Source organism: Ruegeria arenilitoris, assembly GCF_013032445.1.
Taxonomy (GTDB): domain Bacteria; phylum Pseudomonadota; class Alphaproteobacteria; order Rhodobacterales; family Rhodobacteraceae; genus Ruegeria; species Ruegeria arenilitoris_F.
In genome coordinates, this window is record NZ_WQCA01000002.1 from 257,066 (window position 1) to 272,963 (window position 15,898).

The following is a 15,898-nucleotide window of genomic DNA, read 5'->3' on the forward strand; positions in this document are numbered from 1 at the left end:
GATTGTCGTTGTTTGCGCTAAAGTCCCGCAAAACCAAACGGGAGGGGCGCGGGGAATGACCTATATTCTCGCCATTGATCAGGGCACCACATCATCGCGGGCCATTTTGTTCGACGCGGATATGCAGCGCGCAGGCACGGCGCAGCATGAATTCACCCAGCATTTCCCGCAGGAAGGTTGGGTTGAACACGATGCCGAGGAAATTTGGGAAAGCGTGTTAGGCGTCTGCCGCGAGGTGATGGAAACCACCGGCGCCACACCTGACCAGATCGCGGGCATCGGCATCACCAACCAGCGCGAAACCACCGTCGTCTGGGACCGCGTCACGGGCAAGCCGATCTACAACGCCATCGTCTGGCAGGACCGCCGCACCGCCGAGATCTGCGCCCGCTACAAACAGGCCGGGTGCGAGGATGACGTGACCGCCCAGACAGGTCTGCTGCTGGACCCCTATTTCTCGGGCACCAAGGTCAAATGGCTGTTGGACAACGTGTCGGGTGCCCGCGACCGGGCCGAGGCCGGAGAGCTGATGTTCGGCACCATCGACTGTTTCCTGATCTGGCGCCTGACCGAGGGGCGCAGCCACGCCACCGACGCCACCAACGCCGCCCGTACGTTGCTGTTCGACATCCACAAGGGCGAATGGAGCGCCGAAATCTGCGACTTGCTGGACGTGCCGATGAACATGCTGCCCGAGGTGCATGATTGTGCGTCGGATTTCGGAAATACGACCCTAATTGGGGGAAATACCCCGATTTTGGGCGTGGCCGGGGATCAGCAGGCCGCCACCATCGGGCAGGCCTGTTTCCAACCCGGCATGATGAAATCCACCTATGGCACCGGCTGCTTTGCGCTGCTGAACACAGGGGACCAACCGGTTGAATCGAAAAACCGTCTGCTGACGACCATTGCCTATCAATTGGACGGCAAGCGGACCTATGCGCTAGAAGGCTCGATCTTTGTCGCCGGGGCCGCGGTGCAATGGTTGCGCGATGCGTTGCAGATCATCGAAACCGCCCCCGAAAGCGGAGAGTTGGCGCAGCAGGCTGACCCGAACCAGCATGTGGTGCTGGTACCAGCCTTTACAGGCCTCGGCGCGCCTTATTGGAAGCCCGACTGCCGCGGCGCGGTGTTTGGCTTGACCCGCAATTCGGGTCGCGCGGAATTTGCCAAGGCGACGCTGGAAAGCATCGCCTACCAGACCCGCGACCTGTGGCACGCCATGCAGGGCGACTGGGGCGCCGAAACCGACGTGACCCTGCGGGTGGACGGCGGTGCCAGCGCCTCGGACTGGGCGATGCAGGGCTTGTCAGACTATCTGGGGGCCGAAGTTGACCGCCCTGTCATGCAGGAAACCACCGCATTGGGTGCGGCCTGGCTGGCGGGGATGCGGGCAGGTGTTTACCCGAATCAACAGGGATTTGCGGAGACTTGGGCGCTGGACCGCCGTTTCAAACCGGAATTGTCCGCCGAAGAACGCGACGTCGCCTATGATCGTTGGAAACGTGCCGTTTCCGCAGCGATGGCGTTCTGAAACCGGTGAAGGATCAGCTGTGATCCTTCATCAACCGCTGCTTCTGACGTGACCAGTCGCGTTTGGCCTGCGTCTCACGCTTGTCGTGCAGTTTCTTACCCTTGGCGATGCCGATCTTCAGCTTGGCCCGGCCCTTGTGATTGAAATACAGAACCAGCGGCACCAGCGTCATGCCCTTGCGCTGGGTCGCGTTCCACAGGTTGGCCAGTTCCTTGCGGGACACCAGCAGCTTACGGCGGCGGCGTTCTTCGTGTTTGAATACCTTCGCCTGCTCATACGGCGCGATGTAGCTGTTGATCAGCCACAGCTCTCCATCATCGACCGAGGCATAGCTTTCGGCGATATTCGACCCGCCCGCGCGCAGGGATTTGACCTCGGACCCCTCCAGCACGATGCCACACTCGATATCGTCCTCGATTGCGTAATCGAAGCGCGCACGCCTGTTTTCGGCGATGACTTTGTAGTTCGGGTCTGAGTTCTGCTTTTGCTTGGCCATGACGCGTTGATTTAGGCGGCTTGGGCGGCCCTTGCAAGCCGTAGCCGTCAGGTCTTGGCCGAGATGATCAGATCGGGGCCAAAAATCGTGTCTGCGTGATTGTGCAGATAGATCTTTAGCCACGGCGTAAAGCGCGCCGGATGGCGCTGCACTTCGGCCAGCAGATCGTGGTAATCGATCCAGCGGATATCCATCACTTCGTCCGGGTTAGGCTCAATTTTCAGTGGGCCGCGCACATGGGCAAGAAAGACGTCGACCACCTCATGTTCGACCATGTTGTTACCGACATCAGCGTGATATTCCAGCCGGTGGCGGTATTCGGGGTACAGCCCGGTGATCCCCAGCTCTTCACGCAGACGGCGCACGGCGCATTCAGAGGGCGTCTCACCCCAATCCGGATGGGTGCAGCAGGTATTCGCCCACAGGCCCGGCGTATGGTATTTGCCCATCGCTCGGCGCTGCAGCAGGATCTCGGTGCCGCGCACAACGAAGACGGACACAGCCTTGTGTTTGAGGCCTTTTTCATGCGCCTCAAGCTTGTCCACGGGGGTCAATTCGCCATCAACCCAGGCCGGGATCATGATTCCCATCTGTCGTCTCCTGCTGCCGATCTGTCTGAAGGGCCAAAGATATGAAAGTGACTTAGGCCGGATCGGCTTGGCTTTGCGCAAACATGCTGGCAAGGCATGACGGGTTGCGCATACCCAAGGTGGCGCTGATCTTTCCTGTTATCAAGCGCACGAAAGGCCGCAGGGGCTGCGGCCTTTTGTAACTGTAGATGTTGTCAGGTTCGGACGTTATTCGCCTGAAACACTGACGATATAGGCATAGACGTCTTCGGCGCCCTTCTTCAGCTTGAAGGTCATCTTGGATTTGGCGGCGGTGTCATCCAGATAGGTTTTCAGGAACGTCTTGGGATCCTGGGCATATTCAACGAAAGTGGTTTCATCCCAGACCAGACCGTTTTCACCGGCTGCAACGATGCTGTCACCGTATTTAAAGCCTTCTACGGTGCCTGCGGTGCGGCCTGCAATGCCGTAGAGGTTCGGACCGGTCTTGCCGCCTTTGACGATTGCCTCGCCATCGGGGCCGGCGATTTGGTGGCAGGACTTGCATTTGTTGAAGGTTTTCTTGCCAGCTTCGGCATCGCCTTCGGCGTAAACGGGTGCGGCCAGAAGGCCGAGAATTGCGGTAGCAAGGATGCGATTCATAGCTTTAGCTCCGATACAAATTGGCTGCACCGAATGGACCGCCGGCGCAGTTGAGAGTCAACGCGCGGATTGCCGCGCGCGGGCACTGTGCCACTGCGGCATATTGGTCGTCCTTAACTTAAGTCATGTGACGCAGACCAACAGGGCAAAAGATCGCCCTTGGCCGGGGTCGCCAGATAGATCGCCCGCGCAATGGCCCGCGCAAGGCAGACCGAGGCTGCATGTCCAATCAGCCCTAATTCCGATTCAGCGGCGACCGGGCGCGCGCCGGTGCTGACCCCGAACACCAGATCGCCGTCGCCCGGCGTGTGGGCGGGCAGGATCGCCCGGGCAATGCCATCATGTGCCGCCACCGCCAGCCGCTGGCATTGCGGTTTCGACAGCGCGGCATCGGTAGCCACGATGGCGATGGTGGTGTTGCCTTTTTCCGGCTCAGCCAGGCGCATGGCCTGAGCCTTGAGGCTGGGCGCGGGCTGACCCAGACCGGCGCCAAAATCAGACCCTAATCCGCCAAATTCCTCGTCAAACTCGAAGGGCGCGGCCCAGAAATGACGATCTCCGGGCGTGGTGACGCTGCCCAGCGGGTTGGCCGCAACCAGTGCGCCCACGGTGATCCCGTTGTCCAGCACCAGCGAGGCAGATCCCAGCCCACCTTTGTGTCTTGAGGTCAAAGCGCCGGTGCCTGCCCCAGCCGTGCCCAGCGCAAAGTCTTCGGCGGCGGCTTCGAATGCGGCCCGGCCCATGGCTCGATAGGGGTTTTCACTCCAATCCTTGTCGCCGCCATTCAGCAGATCGAACAGGATCGCTCCGGGTACGATAGGCACCACGGTGTCGCCAACCGGATAGCCCCGGCCCTGCGCGCGCAGCGCATCCGACACCCCGGAACAGGCATCGAGCCCAAAGGCCGACCCGCCGGACAAGGTTATCGCGTCCACCCGTGCGACCGATTTGTCCGGCGCCAGCAGATCGGTTTCCCGCGTTCCCGGTGCGCCGCCCATGACGTGAACCGAGGCGGTGAAAGCCTGATCTGCTGTCAAGACGGTTGAGCCGGATTTCAAGACTGTATCCTGCGTGTTCCCGACCAACAGGCCGGGAACATCAGTGATCAGGTTTCTGAGCCCGGGGGTCATAAGCGCACCTCAGATGCAGCGGCCACCGTCGATCTCCAATGCTGTGCCGGTGATCATGCTGGCCTCGTCCGAACACAGGAAACAGGCGGCGTTGGCCATGTCTTCGGGAGTTGAGAACCGGCCCAGAGGGATGGTCGCCAAGAATTTGGCGCGCATTTCGGGGGTGTCTTCGCCCATGAAGGATTTCAGCAGAGGCGTTTCCCCTGCCACTGGGCAGATCGCGTTCACCCGCACGCCGGACGGGGCCAGTTCCACCGCCATGGTCTTGGTTGCGGTGATCATCCAACCCTTTGAGGCGTTGTACCAGTTCAGGTTGGGGCGCGGCGACAGACCCGCGGTCGAGGCCACGTTCAGGATCGCCCCCGTCCCGCGCGCCTTCATCGCAGGCACCAGCGCCCGCGCCGTCAGGTAGACGGATTTCATGTTCACGTTGAAGACGCGGTCGAAATCGTCCTCGGTGACCTCTTCCAGCGGCATTGGCATATGGGTGATGCCGGCATTGTTCACCAGAATGTCCAGATGCCCGAACCGATCCTGCACGATGTCGGCCATTGCCTGCACCGAGGAGGCATCCGCCACGTCCACCAGTTGTGCAATTGCGTTGGGGCCGAGTTGCTTTGCCTGAACCTCGGCGGCATCGCCGTTGACATCGGCAATCATCACGCGTGCACCTTCGGACAGGAATTTCTGCACGATCCCGGCACCAAAGCCCGACGCGCCACCGGTGACGATTGCGGTTTTTCCCTCTAACCTCATGATCTTGCTCTCCCTTGCGGGGCCAGAGTAACAAGGCGCGACGAAACTACCAGATCAATCTTCCGAGACCTTGCCGCGCAGCGCCTTTACGTCGCCGCGCGCCTTTTTCGCCGCCAGCCGCCGTTTGACCGAGCCATAGGTGGGTTTCGTCGCAATACGCCGCTTGGGTTTGACCAGCGCGCGGGTGACCAGTTCGGCCAGTCGCGCGCGGGCAATCTCGCGGTTGCGGGCCTGGCTGCGGGTTTCCTCGCACTGGATGATGATCGCGCCATCCTTGGTCCAGCGCCGCCCCGCCAGCCGTTTCAGCCTGTTTTTCAAAGGATCGGGCAACGAAGGTGAGCGCGCGGCTTCGAACCGCAGTTCAACAGCGGTCGAGACCTTGTTCACGTTCTGCCCACCGGGGCCGGACGAGCGGACAAAGCTCTCGGTCATTTCCCAGTCTTGCAGGATGATATCGTCGGTGATGCGCAACATGGGGTGGACCTTATCCGGCACGGGCAGAAACAAAAAGGGCCGCCCCGGCGGGACGGCCCTTCGAAAGTATAAGGAGGTCGGGTCGGTTAGATCAATCGACCAGCCGGAGCAAGCGCTCCACCAAGGGCTGCCCTAGCAGGCGATCCCCCCGGTTGTTCCGACACCTCTCTCCAATCTCTTTCTCGACACTGGATCACCTCCTTTTCTATCTGTTGCGGTTAACTTTGAGCCTGACACAAGATGCGCCAATCTCAAAGCACTTTTTTACGCAGGCTGCGCGGTCAGGCGCGCAACAATCACTTTGAACGGGACCAAAGCGATCAGCGCCAGTGATAGTTTCACCAGCCAATCCGCAAAGGCCAGCGTCACCCACAGAGGCGCCATCGCGCCGGACAGCATGAAGGGCACAGGCTCCCACGCCCAGTTGATCGCGGCATCCGCATTGGCGCCGAAGAAAGTGACTGAGGCCGAAAACGCGATGGTGAAGAACAGTGCGGTATCCAGTGCCGAGCCAACCAGCGTGGAGACCAGCGGTGCGCGCCACCAGCGGCCACCGCGCATCGCGTTGAACACTGTGACGTCGGTGAGTTGCGCAATCAGGAAGGCGGTGCCCGAGGCCACGGCGATCCGCAGCGGCACTGCCGCATAGGTGAATCCATCGCCCTGCAGCACAATCTGGCTGCCGATCAGCGAGCAGATGATACCGGTAATGAAACCAGCAAACACAACCTTGCGGGCGGTGGCCACGCCGTAGACGCGGTTCATGATGTCGGTGACCAGAAAGGCCAACGGATAGGTAAAGGCACCCCATGTCAGCAGCCCGTCAAAGATCAGGAACTGGACCAGGATGTTCGAGGCCACAACGATGGCGGCCATGGCAAGAATGCCGGGAATATAAGCGCGTTGCATGTTTTGATGCCCGTTTTGACAAGGTAGCGGCGACTTGGCCAAGGGACCGTCCCAAGGCAAGCCGTGCGTTTAGACCTTCGGCGATCGCGAGTCAATCCGGCAGCAAATATTCCACCAACTCGGTGCGTTGCAGGGCCAGAAAATTGTCATCCGAGATCATGGTGGCCCGCAGACGCCCCTGATCGTCGCGCCAGACCGACAGTCCTTCCAGGTTGTCATGCGCGCCAGTCCCGGTCTCAAACAATGTCTCTTCTGCCACAGGCATGTCGCCCTCAATCTGCCACCGGCGCAGGCGCGAGCGAAAACCGATGAGGGAAACCGCGCGTTCCAGAACATACAATCGCCCGTCCGGACCAAAATCGGCGGCAACGGGCAGAAACTTGCCTCGGGGTTGTAGTACAAAGGGCAAAGACCACCGTTGGCCATCCCATCGATAAACGGGGATTTGCCCCGTACGGGTGCGGCTTTCCTCTGTCAGAGTATACAGCCGTCCGGCATTATCAATCGCCAGACCCTCAAACGAACCGTTGCTTGCAAGTGCCTTGAAATCCCGGGGTATTGGCAGAACCTGCGCATTTGTTCCCGGCGCAGGGTAATAAGCAATCCGGTGAACGCCTTCGAACGAGATAAAAAAGCTGCCATCCGGCGCAACGGCGATTCCCTCGGAATCTCCGGCTCTGCCCGACATAAGGCGACCCTTGCTGGATAGAACCGGCCAATGGCCTGAAATCTCTACACCCTCGATTTGGTCTCCGTTGCGGTCGATCTGTGCGGTCACAAGAGTAGCCCTGTCACTAAGTGCTATCATGCGGCGCCCGCCATCAAAGATGTGAACCGCCGAATACCCACCGAACCACTCGGCCTTGTGCCGCCAGGCAAAGCTGCTCAGTTGGGTGGCCGTCTTGACCTCGACCGCCCAAGCCGACCCGGCCAGCAAGATAGCAATCAGTTGGATTGCAAAACGGCTGCGCATTGCTGAGGCAAATCAGTTAAAACATATTCCCGGCGTTTCTTGGGCGGCGGGGCGTTGGGATCGGGCGGCGGCGGGTTGAGGATATTGCGCACCCATTGCTGCGCCTCGGCACAGCCATCCCCTTTGGGCGGCGGATCCTGATTGACGCATCCGCGCGAGCCTCTGGGGCATTTCAGGCGCACGTGGAAGTGATAGTGATGCCCCCACCAAGGTCGGATCTTGCGCAGATAGGCACGGTTGCCCTTCTCATCCTTGCACATCTGGGCCTTGGCGCCGGGAAAGACGAAAATCCGCGCCACACGCTTGTCCTTGGCGGCCTCGCGCAGCACCGCGTGGTGCTGTTTCGTCCAATTGCCGTTCACATAGGCCCCGTTGGCGCGACGCAGGGAAATCGACGAGATATTCTCGCGGGCTTTCCGCGACAGCCGCATGTTGTCACCGGGCAGCATCCAGATATCGATATCCAGACCCAGTTGGTGCGACCGGTGGCCCGAGGTCATCGGCCCGCCCCGCGGCTGGCTGATATCCCCGACATAGAGACCATTCCATCCCGGCTGCTTGGCCGCAAACCGGCTGAGGTTCTGCACATAGTCGATCGCCACCGGATGCCCCCAGTTGCGATTGCGCGACAGGCGCATAGCCTGCCATGTCGGCCCGGTCTCGGGCAGTTGCACCGACCCGGCGGCGCATCCGCGCGAATAACTGCCGAACGCCGCCGGTTTTTGCTGCGAACTTTGCTTTTGCGCCCCGAACAATTGCTTTGCCAGAGGTTGTGCGCCCGCTGTGCCAGCCCATGTGATCGTGGCGAGTATTGCCAAAAAACGTAGTAAATTCATCTGCTCTGATCCCCTTCCGGCTTGACCCAGCGCATCAGGAATAGGCCCAGAATAAACAACAGAATGATTGGTGACACCCCCAGCCGTGCACTGCCGGTGGCGGTTGTGGCAATCCCAATCAGCAAGGGCGCGGCAAAAGCGGTGGCACGCCCCGACAGACCATAAAGACCAAAGCTTTCAACCTGGGCTTCGGGATCAGTGTGGCGCACCATCAACGAGCGGCTGGCCGATTGCAGAATGCCGCCCATGCCACCGATCAGCACTCCGCAGCCAAAGAACACCATATCCGGAAGGCCCGATCCTTCGGGCAACGGAATGCCGTAAATCTGCGTCCGATCCATCGACACCACAGTGATGCAGACAAAGATCAGAACCCAGATCGCAACCAGAATGACCGGTTTAGGGCCGTATTTCTTGTCCATCTTGCCGCCGATCCAGGCAAAGATAGCCGAGGCCAGAACGCTGACGATCCCGAACACGCCGATCTTGATCAGCCCCCATTCCAGCACCAGCCGCGCGTAGACGCCGCCAAAGCTGTAGAGCCCGTTCAGCGCGTCGCGGTAGAACATGGAAGAACCCAGATAGGTCGCCAGACTGACCCGATGGCGCAGATCCGATACCGCCTTTGCCAGAACACCCAGCGCTTCGCGCAGACTGCCGTGCTTGCGGCTGTCGGGATCATCGCGGACCCACAGGAAATAAGGCACCATGAATAGAACGAACCAACCAGCGGTGAAGGGGCCGACGAACCGCGTGCCCTGCTGCGTGGCGGCATCCAAGCCAAAAATCGGGTCGATACCAATCAGCGTTTTGCCATTGGGTTGTTCGACAAACATCGTCAGCATGATCGCCAGAGAGATCAGCCCGCCGAAATAGCCAAACGCAAAGCCAGAGCCCGAAATCTCTCCGACCTCATTGTCATCCCCAAGATCTGGCAGCTGCGAGTTGATAAAGATCAGCGCGTATTCCGCACCAACAAAGCCCAGCCCAAAGGCCGACAGCATCAACCACATGTTCGAGCCATCGGGCATCGTAAACCACAGCGCCGCCGAGCCCACCGCATACATCACCGAAAAGGCAAAAATCCACGGGATGCGCCGCCCCGACACATCCGCCATCGCGCCCAAAAGCGGCGCACCAAAGGCGATGATCAGCCCGGTGATGGTCAGACAATTGGCCCAGACCGTCTGCGCCTGAGCGGCAGCAGCTTCGGAGTCCAGCCCAGTGTTAGAGTAGTATCCCGCAGCGACCCCGGCGAAATAGGGGCCGAACACAAAAGTGACCAGAAGGGTGTGATAGGGCTGACTGGCCCAGTCGAAAAACCACCAGCCCCAAATGCGCTTGCGCTTGGAAATCTCTGCCATGACCGCCCCTGATTATCGTTGCGTTCATAAGACGGGCCTTTGTCCTGTTTCGCAAGCGTTCTGTTGGCGCGGGCTTGCTCTTTGCTGCAGGGGCGCTTAGGTCTCGGCAGACGAATACTCCGGAGGCCCCATGCTGTCGCTGATCCAAATTCTGCTGCTGATCCTGGACATTGTCTGGTTCATTATTCTGGCCCATGTGATCATGAGCTGGCTGATCAACTTTCAGGTGCTCAACCTGCATCAACAGTTGGTCGCGCAAATCTGGTACGGCCTGAACCGCATATTAGAGCCTATCTATGGCCCTATCCGCCGCTTTCTGCCCGCGATGGGCGGGCTGGACCTGACGCCTCTGGTCGTGCTGGTCGGCGTCTATGCACTGCGGATCATCCTGATCAACAATATGGTCTATTTCGTCTGACCTCTTGTTCACCGAATCTTAGTATGTGATTGTCCTGTCTTAAGAGCAGATAAACCTTAAAACAGGGCAACCCCGCACATGTTTGACGCCGCGCCTTTGCTGCGAGATGTCTTTGGATTCGACGACTTCCGCCCCGGTCAGGAAGAGATCGTCGATGCCGTGACCGCAGGCGAAAACGTGCTGGCGATCATGCCGACGGGCGGCGGTAAATCTCTGTGTTATCAGCTGCCTGCCCTTCTTCGCGACGGGGTAACCGTAGTGATTTCCCCCCTTATCGCCCTGATGCGCGATCAGGTGCGTGGGCTGCAAGAGGCGGGCGTTGAGGCGGGTGCGCTGACCTCCGGCAACACCCCCGAGGAAACCGACGCGGTGTGGGAGGCGTTGGAGGCCGGGCGGCTGAAACTGCTCTACATGGCGCCCGAACGGCTGGCCGCCGGGTCGGCGCTGGGCATGCTGCGGCGGATCAATGTCAGCCTGATCGCCGTGGACGAGGCCCACTGCGTCAGCCAATGGGGCCATGATTTCCGCCCCGATTACCTGCGGATCGGAGAGCTGCGGCGTGCGCTGAACGTGCCGCTGGCTGCTTTCACTGCGACAGCCGACGCAGAAACGCAGGACGAAATTGTCGAGAAGCTGTTTGACTGCACCGCACCCCGCAAGTTCCTGCGGGGCTTTGACCGGCCCAATATCCATCTGGCCTTTGCCGCCAAAGACGGGCCACGCAAACAAATCCTCGACTTTGCCGCCGCCCGTAAAACCCAGTCCGGCATCGTCTACTGCGGTACCCGCAACAAGACCGAAGTGCTGGCCCAAGCCCTGCGCGACGAAGGCCACGTGGCCTGCCACTATCACGGTGGCATGGACCCCGAAGATCGCCGCATTGTCGAAACCCGCTTTGCTCGCGAGGACGGGTTGATCGTCGTCGCCACCGTGGCCTTTGGCATGGGCATCGACAAACCCGACATTCGCTGGGTTGCCCATGCAGACCTGCCCAAATCCATCGAGGCCTACTATCAGGAAATCGGCCGCGCGGGACGTGATGGCGGCCCCGCCGAGACGTTGACCCTGTTCGGCCCCGATGACATCCGCCTGCGCCGCTCTCAAATCGACGAGGGTCTGGCGCCGCCCGAGCGCCGCATGGCCGACCACGCCCGCCTGAACGCTCTGCTTGGACTGGCCGAGGCGCTGGTCTGCCGCCGTCAGACCCTGTTGGGATACTTCGGCGAACAGGCTGCACCCTGCGGCAAATGCGATCTGTGCGATACGCCGCCCGAGGTGTTCGACGGCACCACTCCGGTTCGTATGGCACTGTCGGCGATCCTGCGCACCGAGGAATGGTTCGGCGCGGGTCATCTGATCGACATCCTGCTAGGCAACGAAACCGACAAGATCCGTGCCCGCCGTCATGACAGTCTGTCCACTTGGGGCATCGGTAAAGAATGGTCGCGCCCGCAATGGCAGGCGATCTTCCGGCAGATGATGGGGCACGATCTGGTGCGCCCGGACCCCGAACGCCACGGTGCCCTGCGAATGACCGAGGCCGCCAAGCCGATCCTAAAGGGTGAGGAACTGATAAGCCTGCGCAAGGACACGATCCGCAAGGCGACCCGACGCCCCGCCGTCAAAATGATGGTGTCCGAGGAAGACGCGCCACTACTGTCCGCGCTCAAGGCAAAGCGCCGCGCCTTGGCGGAATCCGCGCGGGTGCCGGCCTATGTCATCTTCCCCGACCGCACCCTGATCGAGATGGCCGAAAACCGCCCTGTAACGCTGGACGACATGGCACGCATCGGCGGCGTCGGCGCCAAAAAACTGGAACGCTATGGCGATACCTTTCTTGAGGTGATCGCTGGCGCGGTCGAGGCTGTCCACCCCGCCCGCCGCAAACTGGCCGGGCGCGATCAGGGTGAGATTTTTGACCGGCTGCTTGAGGTTCAATCGCAGCTATCGCGCGGCCCCGACGGGATCGACAAACCGCTGACCTGCTCGGCCTCGCAACTGGCCAAGGTTGCGCTGCTGCGGCCCGACGATCCGCGCGGTTTGGAGCAGGTTCTGGGCGACCGCCGTCACGAAAGGTTTGGCGCCGCGTTTCTGGACGTGCTGCAACAGGCGGGTTAGTTCGTTTCGCGCTTCAAAGGCGTCAAAAGACGCTGTCTCTCCCTTCGGTCGACCGCGCCTTTCGACAAAAGTTCTTTTGGTAAAACGCAAAACGACCTAGATACCCCGGAACAGGCAAGGAGCGAGGGCGGATATGCTGGTAGTGATTTCCCCGGCCAAGCGGCTGGAATGGGCAGAACGGGACATTGAAGTTACGCAGCCCGACTTTCAGGACGACGCGATCCGGCTTTCGAAAACCGCCCGGAATCTGACGCTGGGCGATCTGAAGAAACTGATGGACCTGAGCGATGATCTGGCGCGTCTGAACCGCGACCGGTATCGCGCTTTTTCCGATACGCCGGGTGCCGACATAACCCGCCCTGCCGCGCTGGCCTTTGCGGGCGACACGTATCAAGGGTTGGAAGCGGCCTCGCTGGATGCCGAGGAAATGGCATGGGCGCAGGATCACCTTCGAATTCTATCCGGCCTCTACGGCGTACTGCGCCCTCTGGACGCGATTCAGGCTTATCGGCTTGAGATGGGCAGCAAGCTGAAAACCCGCCGCGGCAAGAACTTGTATGAATATTGGCGCGATCAGCTGAGCAAGGCCCTGAACACGCAAGGGAATCAGATCGGCTCGGACGTGCTGGTGAACTGCGCCAGTCAGGAATATTTTGGCGCGGTCGATCCCAAGGCGCTGAAGCTGCGAGTGATCACGCCGGTCTTTATGGAGGACAAGGCGGGCACCCCCAAGATCGTCAGCTTTTTTGCCAAAAAGGCCCGCGGCGCAATGGCGCGCTACATCATCCAACACCGCCTGACTGACCCCAAAGGCCTGTTGGATTTCGACACCGGCGGCTATGAATACCGCCCAGACCTGTCAGAGGACGACAAGCCCGTCTTCGTACGCCCCTATCAGGCCTGATCCAGCATCGACCGGTCATAGGCAACCAGTTCAACCGTATTGCCCTCGGGGTCTTCGGTGAAAATGCCGCGCCATCCGATCCAGCCGAACTTTTCCACGCGGTAGGGCTGGCCGATTTCGTCGTACCAGCGCATCACCGCCTCTTGTTCCTCAAACGGCAGGGACAGCGCGATGTGATGCAACGAGGACCCTGCGCCAGTCGTGGGCCTGTCGGCATCATTCGGATGCAAACCCGGTCGCGGGGCAACCGTATGATGGAACAGGGCCAGCACTTGCGTGTGGCCGCCAAACCCTTCGGCAATGCGAAAAAAGGTGATTGCGCTGTTGTGATCTCCGGTTAGGCGTTCCAGCCCGATCACGTTCTCATAAAACGCGACCATCGCGCCCATATCGGCGCACCGAATAGCAATCTCACCTAATGCACGGGGCTGAAATCCACGATCTGACATGGGGTCACGCTAGCTGGCAGTGACGCCTTCGGCAATGACGGGCAAGGTCTCCTCGGGCTGGTGATCCGCAATCATCTGTTGGATTTTGCGTTTCTGCAGCGGCTTGGTCAGATAGTGATCCAGCCCCGCCGACAGGATACCCTGATCATCCCCGGCCATGGCATGCGCGGTCAGGGCGACAATTGGCACGTGCCGCCCCGTTTCAATCTCGCGCCTTCGGATTTCCGCCGTGGCCTGTTTGCCATCCATTTTGGGCATCGAGATATCCATGAAAATCAGGTCCGGGTCGAAGTCCAGATGTTTATCCACCGCCTCGACCCCGTTGCCCGCAAATTGCAGGTCGATGTTCAGGTCCTTGATCATCTTTTGCAGGATCAGCTGATTGGTCCGGTTGTCCTCGGCCGTCAGCACACGCATCTGCCGTAGGCGCTCGTTGGGCTGCACAGGCGGGGATTCCGACGGCTCCGGCCCCAAGCCCGGAACGGCAGAGGCCCGCCCCAGCGTGGTCAGACGCGCATACAGCTCGGCCCTGGGGATGGGTTTCTGCAACACCCCCTCGATCAAGTGACGGGCGGGGTTGGCGTGGATCACGCCCGGATTTGCCGACATCACCACCACCGGCAAGTCATCCCAGCCCCTGTCCTTGAGTGTGGTCGCCAGCTCCAACCCATCCATATCCGGCAAGTCGTGATCGCACAGCAGCAGGTCAACGCTGTCATCGACGGCGGCCAGCGCTTCACCCCCCGAGGCGCAGACGGTGACCCGAGACCCCAATCGCCCCAGTTGTTTTGAAAGGATGGCGCGATTGACGGCCAGATCCTCGACCACGATCACATGGCGCAGGCGGTCCGCCAGATCGGGCGGTAAGGGTTGCGGACCTTCGACCGTGGGCAGCGAGACCCGAAACCCAAAACACGACCCCTGCCCCGGTTCGCTTTCAACCCAGACAGTCCCGCCCATCAGCGTCACCAGCCGTTTGGTGATGGCCAGCCCCAGCCCGGTGCCTTCGAATTCGCGGTTCTTCTCGTCCTCAACCTGATTGAATTCACCAAAGATATGCCCGATCTTGTCGGCCTCGATCCCGATGCCAGTATCCTCGATCGCGACGTGGATATCACACGTGTTAGTCTCTGAATTCGGCACCCCGGTGACGCGGACTAACACATGCCCGTCCGAGGTGAACTTGACCGCGTTGCCCACCAGATTGGTCAGCACCTGCCGCACGCGGCCGGGGTCGCCCACAAACAGGGTCGGCAGGAACAGGTCATAGTCGACCAGCAGCGACAGCCCCTTGTCGCGCACGCTGGGCTGCAGCAGCATCGCAACCTCAAGAATGCAGCGTTCGAAGTCGAACTGTTCGGGGTGCAGGATCAGCTTGTCGGCCTCGATCTTGGAATAGTCCAGCACGTCGTTGATGATCACCAGCAACGCCTCGCCCGAGTTGCGGATGGTGTTGAGATACAGGCGCTGCTCCTCGTCCAGCGGGGTTTCCGACAGCAATTCCGTCATCCCGACAATGCCGTTCATCGGCGTCCTGATCTCATGGCTCATATTGGCCAGAAAAGCGGACTTGGCCCGGTTCGCGGCCTCGGCCCGTTCGCGAGCGGCGTTCAGTTCGGCCTCATTGCGGACCGAAGCCGTGATGTTCAGACCCAGGCTGACCACGTCGCCGCCATTGCCGCGCTGGTCGATCATCTTGAAATACTCACCGTTCCACAGCTTGATCACCACCGGATCCGGATGCGGTTGCACCCAGCGCTCCTGCATTCTGGCCTGCCAGTCCTCCGCCTTTTCCGCCCCGGTATCGACCAGCCCCTCTTCGGTCAGAATCTCAAGGATACGCGCGTAGGTGATACCCGGCTCCACCTCATCCAGCCCGTCAAACAAGCTGAGGTAAGTCGCATTGGCCCCGATCAGGCGGTTTTGATGATCAAAGAAAGCAAAGCCGTCCTGAATGGTCTGCATCGAATGCCAAAGACGGCGCTCGGCCACTTCGATCTTGGCGTTGGCCTCGGTCAGGTCGGATTTAACCTTTTCGTTTTCACCCCGAACGGTTTCAACCTCGGCCTGGGTTTCGCCGATGCGTTTGGTCAGCGCCATCGCATGCAGTCCCAGTTCGCGATTGGCCGAGGATAGCTCGGCCTGTTTCATCGCCAGCAGACGCTCGGCCGCCAGCCGCGCGCGCCGCTCCTGTGCCAGTTTGTTTACAAGACTCATCGTTAGTGATCCCGGACCATTCCGCGACCAGCATCCGGGCAGAGCGTGAAAAAGTGTTTAAGCCGTTGCCGGACCCGCGTGCCCCGTGTCAGAGTTTTCAAAACCGGAG

The 15,898-nt window shown here is 60.5% G+C and carries 16 protein-coding genes; 4 read left to right on the plus strand and 12 right to left on the minus strand.

What is annotated here, in order from left to right; all coding sequences use genetic code 11:
• Positions 1-55 precede the first annotated feature (55 nt).
• Positions 56-1,534, plus strand: coding sequence for a glycerol kinase GlpK (gene glpK / locus GOW98_RS03650; RefSeq protein ID WP_170329709.1), 1,479 nt, complete (start codon positions 56-58; stop codon positions 1,532-1,534).
• Between the two features lie 13 nt (positions 1,535-1,547).
• Here glpK and smpB read toward each other — a convergent pair whose 3' ends face one another.
• The 10 genes from smpB to GOW98_RS03700 all read right to left on the minus strand — a co-directional run bounded on the left by smpB (position 1,548) and on the right by GOW98_RS03700 (position 9,683).
• Positions 1,548-2,030: an SsrA-binding protein SmpB gene (gene smpB / locus GOW98_RS03655; RefSeq protein WP_170326303.1), complete on the minus strand. Its 483-nt coding sequence runs from the start codon at positions 2,028-2,030 to the stop codon at positions 1,548-1,550.
• A 47-nt stretch (positions 2,031-2,077) separates the two neighbouring features.
• On the minus strand, positions 2,078-2,620 hold the full coding sequence (gene idi / locus GOW98_RS03660) for an isopentenyl-diphosphate Delta-isomerase (protein ID WP_170329710.1): 543 nt from the start codon (positions 2,618-2,620) through the stop codon (positions 2,078-2,080).
• A 207-nt stretch (positions 2,621-2,827) separates the two neighbouring features.
• A complete protein-coding gene (locus tag GOW98_RS03665; RefSeq protein WP_170329711.1) occupies positions 2,828-3,241 on the minus strand; it encodes a c-type cytochrome in 414 nt (137 codons plus the stop codon).
• Positions 3,242-3,354: 113 nt separating this feature from the next.
• Positions 3,355-4,371 (minus strand): P1 family peptidase, encoded by a 1,017-nt coding sequence (locus GOW98_RS03670; RefSeq protein WP_170329712.1) that lies wholly within the window; start codon positions 4,369-4,371, stop codon positions 3,355-3,357.
• Positions 4,372-4,380: 9 nt separating this feature from the next.
• Positions 4,381-5,127 carry an SDR family oxidoreductase gene (locus tag GOW98_RS03675; protein ID WP_170329713.1) on the minus strand — a complete coding sequence of 249 codons (747 nt, stop codon included), beginning with the start codon at positions 5,125-5,127 and terminating at the stop codon, positions 4,381-4,383.
• Between the two features lie 54 nt (positions 5,128-5,181).
• A complete protein-coding gene (gene arfB, locus GOW98_RS03680; protein ID WP_170329714.1) occupies positions 5,182-5,601 on the minus strand; it encodes an alternative ribosome rescue aminoacyl-tRNA hydrolase ArfB in 420 nt (139 codons plus the stop codon).
• 264 nt (positions 5,602-5,865) lie between these two features.
• Positions 5,866-6,510 carry a queuosine precursor transporter gene (locus GOW98_RS03685; protein ID WP_170329715.1) on the minus strand — a complete coding sequence of 215 codons (645 nt, stop codon included), beginning with the start codon at positions 6,508-6,510 and terminating at the stop codon, positions 5,866-5,868.
• Positions 6,511-6,601: 91 nt separating this feature from the next.
• Entirely contained in the window at positions 6,602-7,483 is an 882-nt protein-coding gene (locus GOW98_RS03690) for an esterase-like activity of phytase family protein (RefSeq protein WP_170329716.1), read from the minus strand.
• Positions 7,456-8,319: a penicillin-insensitive murein endopeptidase gene (gene mepA / locus GOW98_RS03695; RefSeq protein ID WP_170329717.1), complete on the minus strand. Its 864-nt coding sequence runs from the start codon at positions 8,317-8,319 to the stop codon at positions 7,456-7,458. The genes GOW98_RS03690 and mepA overlap by 28 nt, the downstream gene beginning before the upstream one ends.
• Positions 8,316-9,683: an MFS transporter gene (locus tag GOW98_RS03700; RefSeq protein WP_170329718.1), complete on the minus strand. Its 1,368-nt coding sequence runs from the start codon at positions 9,681-9,683 to the stop codon at positions 8,316-8,318. The genes mepA and GOW98_RS03700 overlap by 4 nt, the downstream gene beginning before the upstream one ends.
• A 130-nt stretch (positions 9,684-9,813) precedes the next feature.
• Between GOW98_RS03700 and GOW98_RS03705 the strand changes: the two genes are divergently transcribed.
• The 3 genes from GOW98_RS03705 to yaaA all read left to right on the plus strand — a co-directional run bounded on the left by GOW98_RS03705 (position 9,814) and on the right by yaaA (position 13,123).
• Positions 9,814-10,101, plus strand: coding sequence for a YggT family protein (locus GOW98_RS03705; protein ID WP_170329719.1), 288 nt, complete (start codon positions 9,814-9,816; stop codon positions 10,099-10,101).
• Positions 10,102-10,179: 78 nt separating this feature from the next.
• Complete coding sequence (gene recQ / locus GOW98_RS03710) at positions 10,180-12,219, plus strand: DNA helicase RecQ (protein WP_170329720.1); 2,040 nt, start codon at positions 10,180-10,182, stop codon at positions 12,217-12,219.
• Between the two features lie 133 nt (positions 12,220-12,352).
• Positions 12,353-13,123, plus strand: a complete 771-nt coding sequence (yaaA, locus tag GOW98_RS03715; RefSeq protein WP_170329721.1) for a peroxide stress protein YaaA — start codon at positions 12,353-12,355, stop codon at positions 13,121-13,123.
• Here the strand turns inward: yaaA and GOW98_RS03720 are convergent.
• Entirely contained in the window at positions 13,114-13,572 is a 459-nt protein-coding gene (locus tag GOW98_RS03720; protein ID WP_170329722.1) for a VOC family protein, read from the minus strand. The genes yaaA and GOW98_RS03720 overlap by 10 nt on opposite strands.
• A 9-nt stretch (positions 13,573-13,581) precedes the next feature.
• Positions 13,582-15,789: a response regulator gene (locus GOW98_RS03725; RefSeq protein ID WP_170329723.1), complete on the minus strand. Its 2,208-nt coding sequence runs from the start codon at positions 15,787-15,789 to the stop codon at positions 13,582-13,584.
• Between the last annotated feature and the right edge of the window lie 109 nt (positions 15,790-15,898).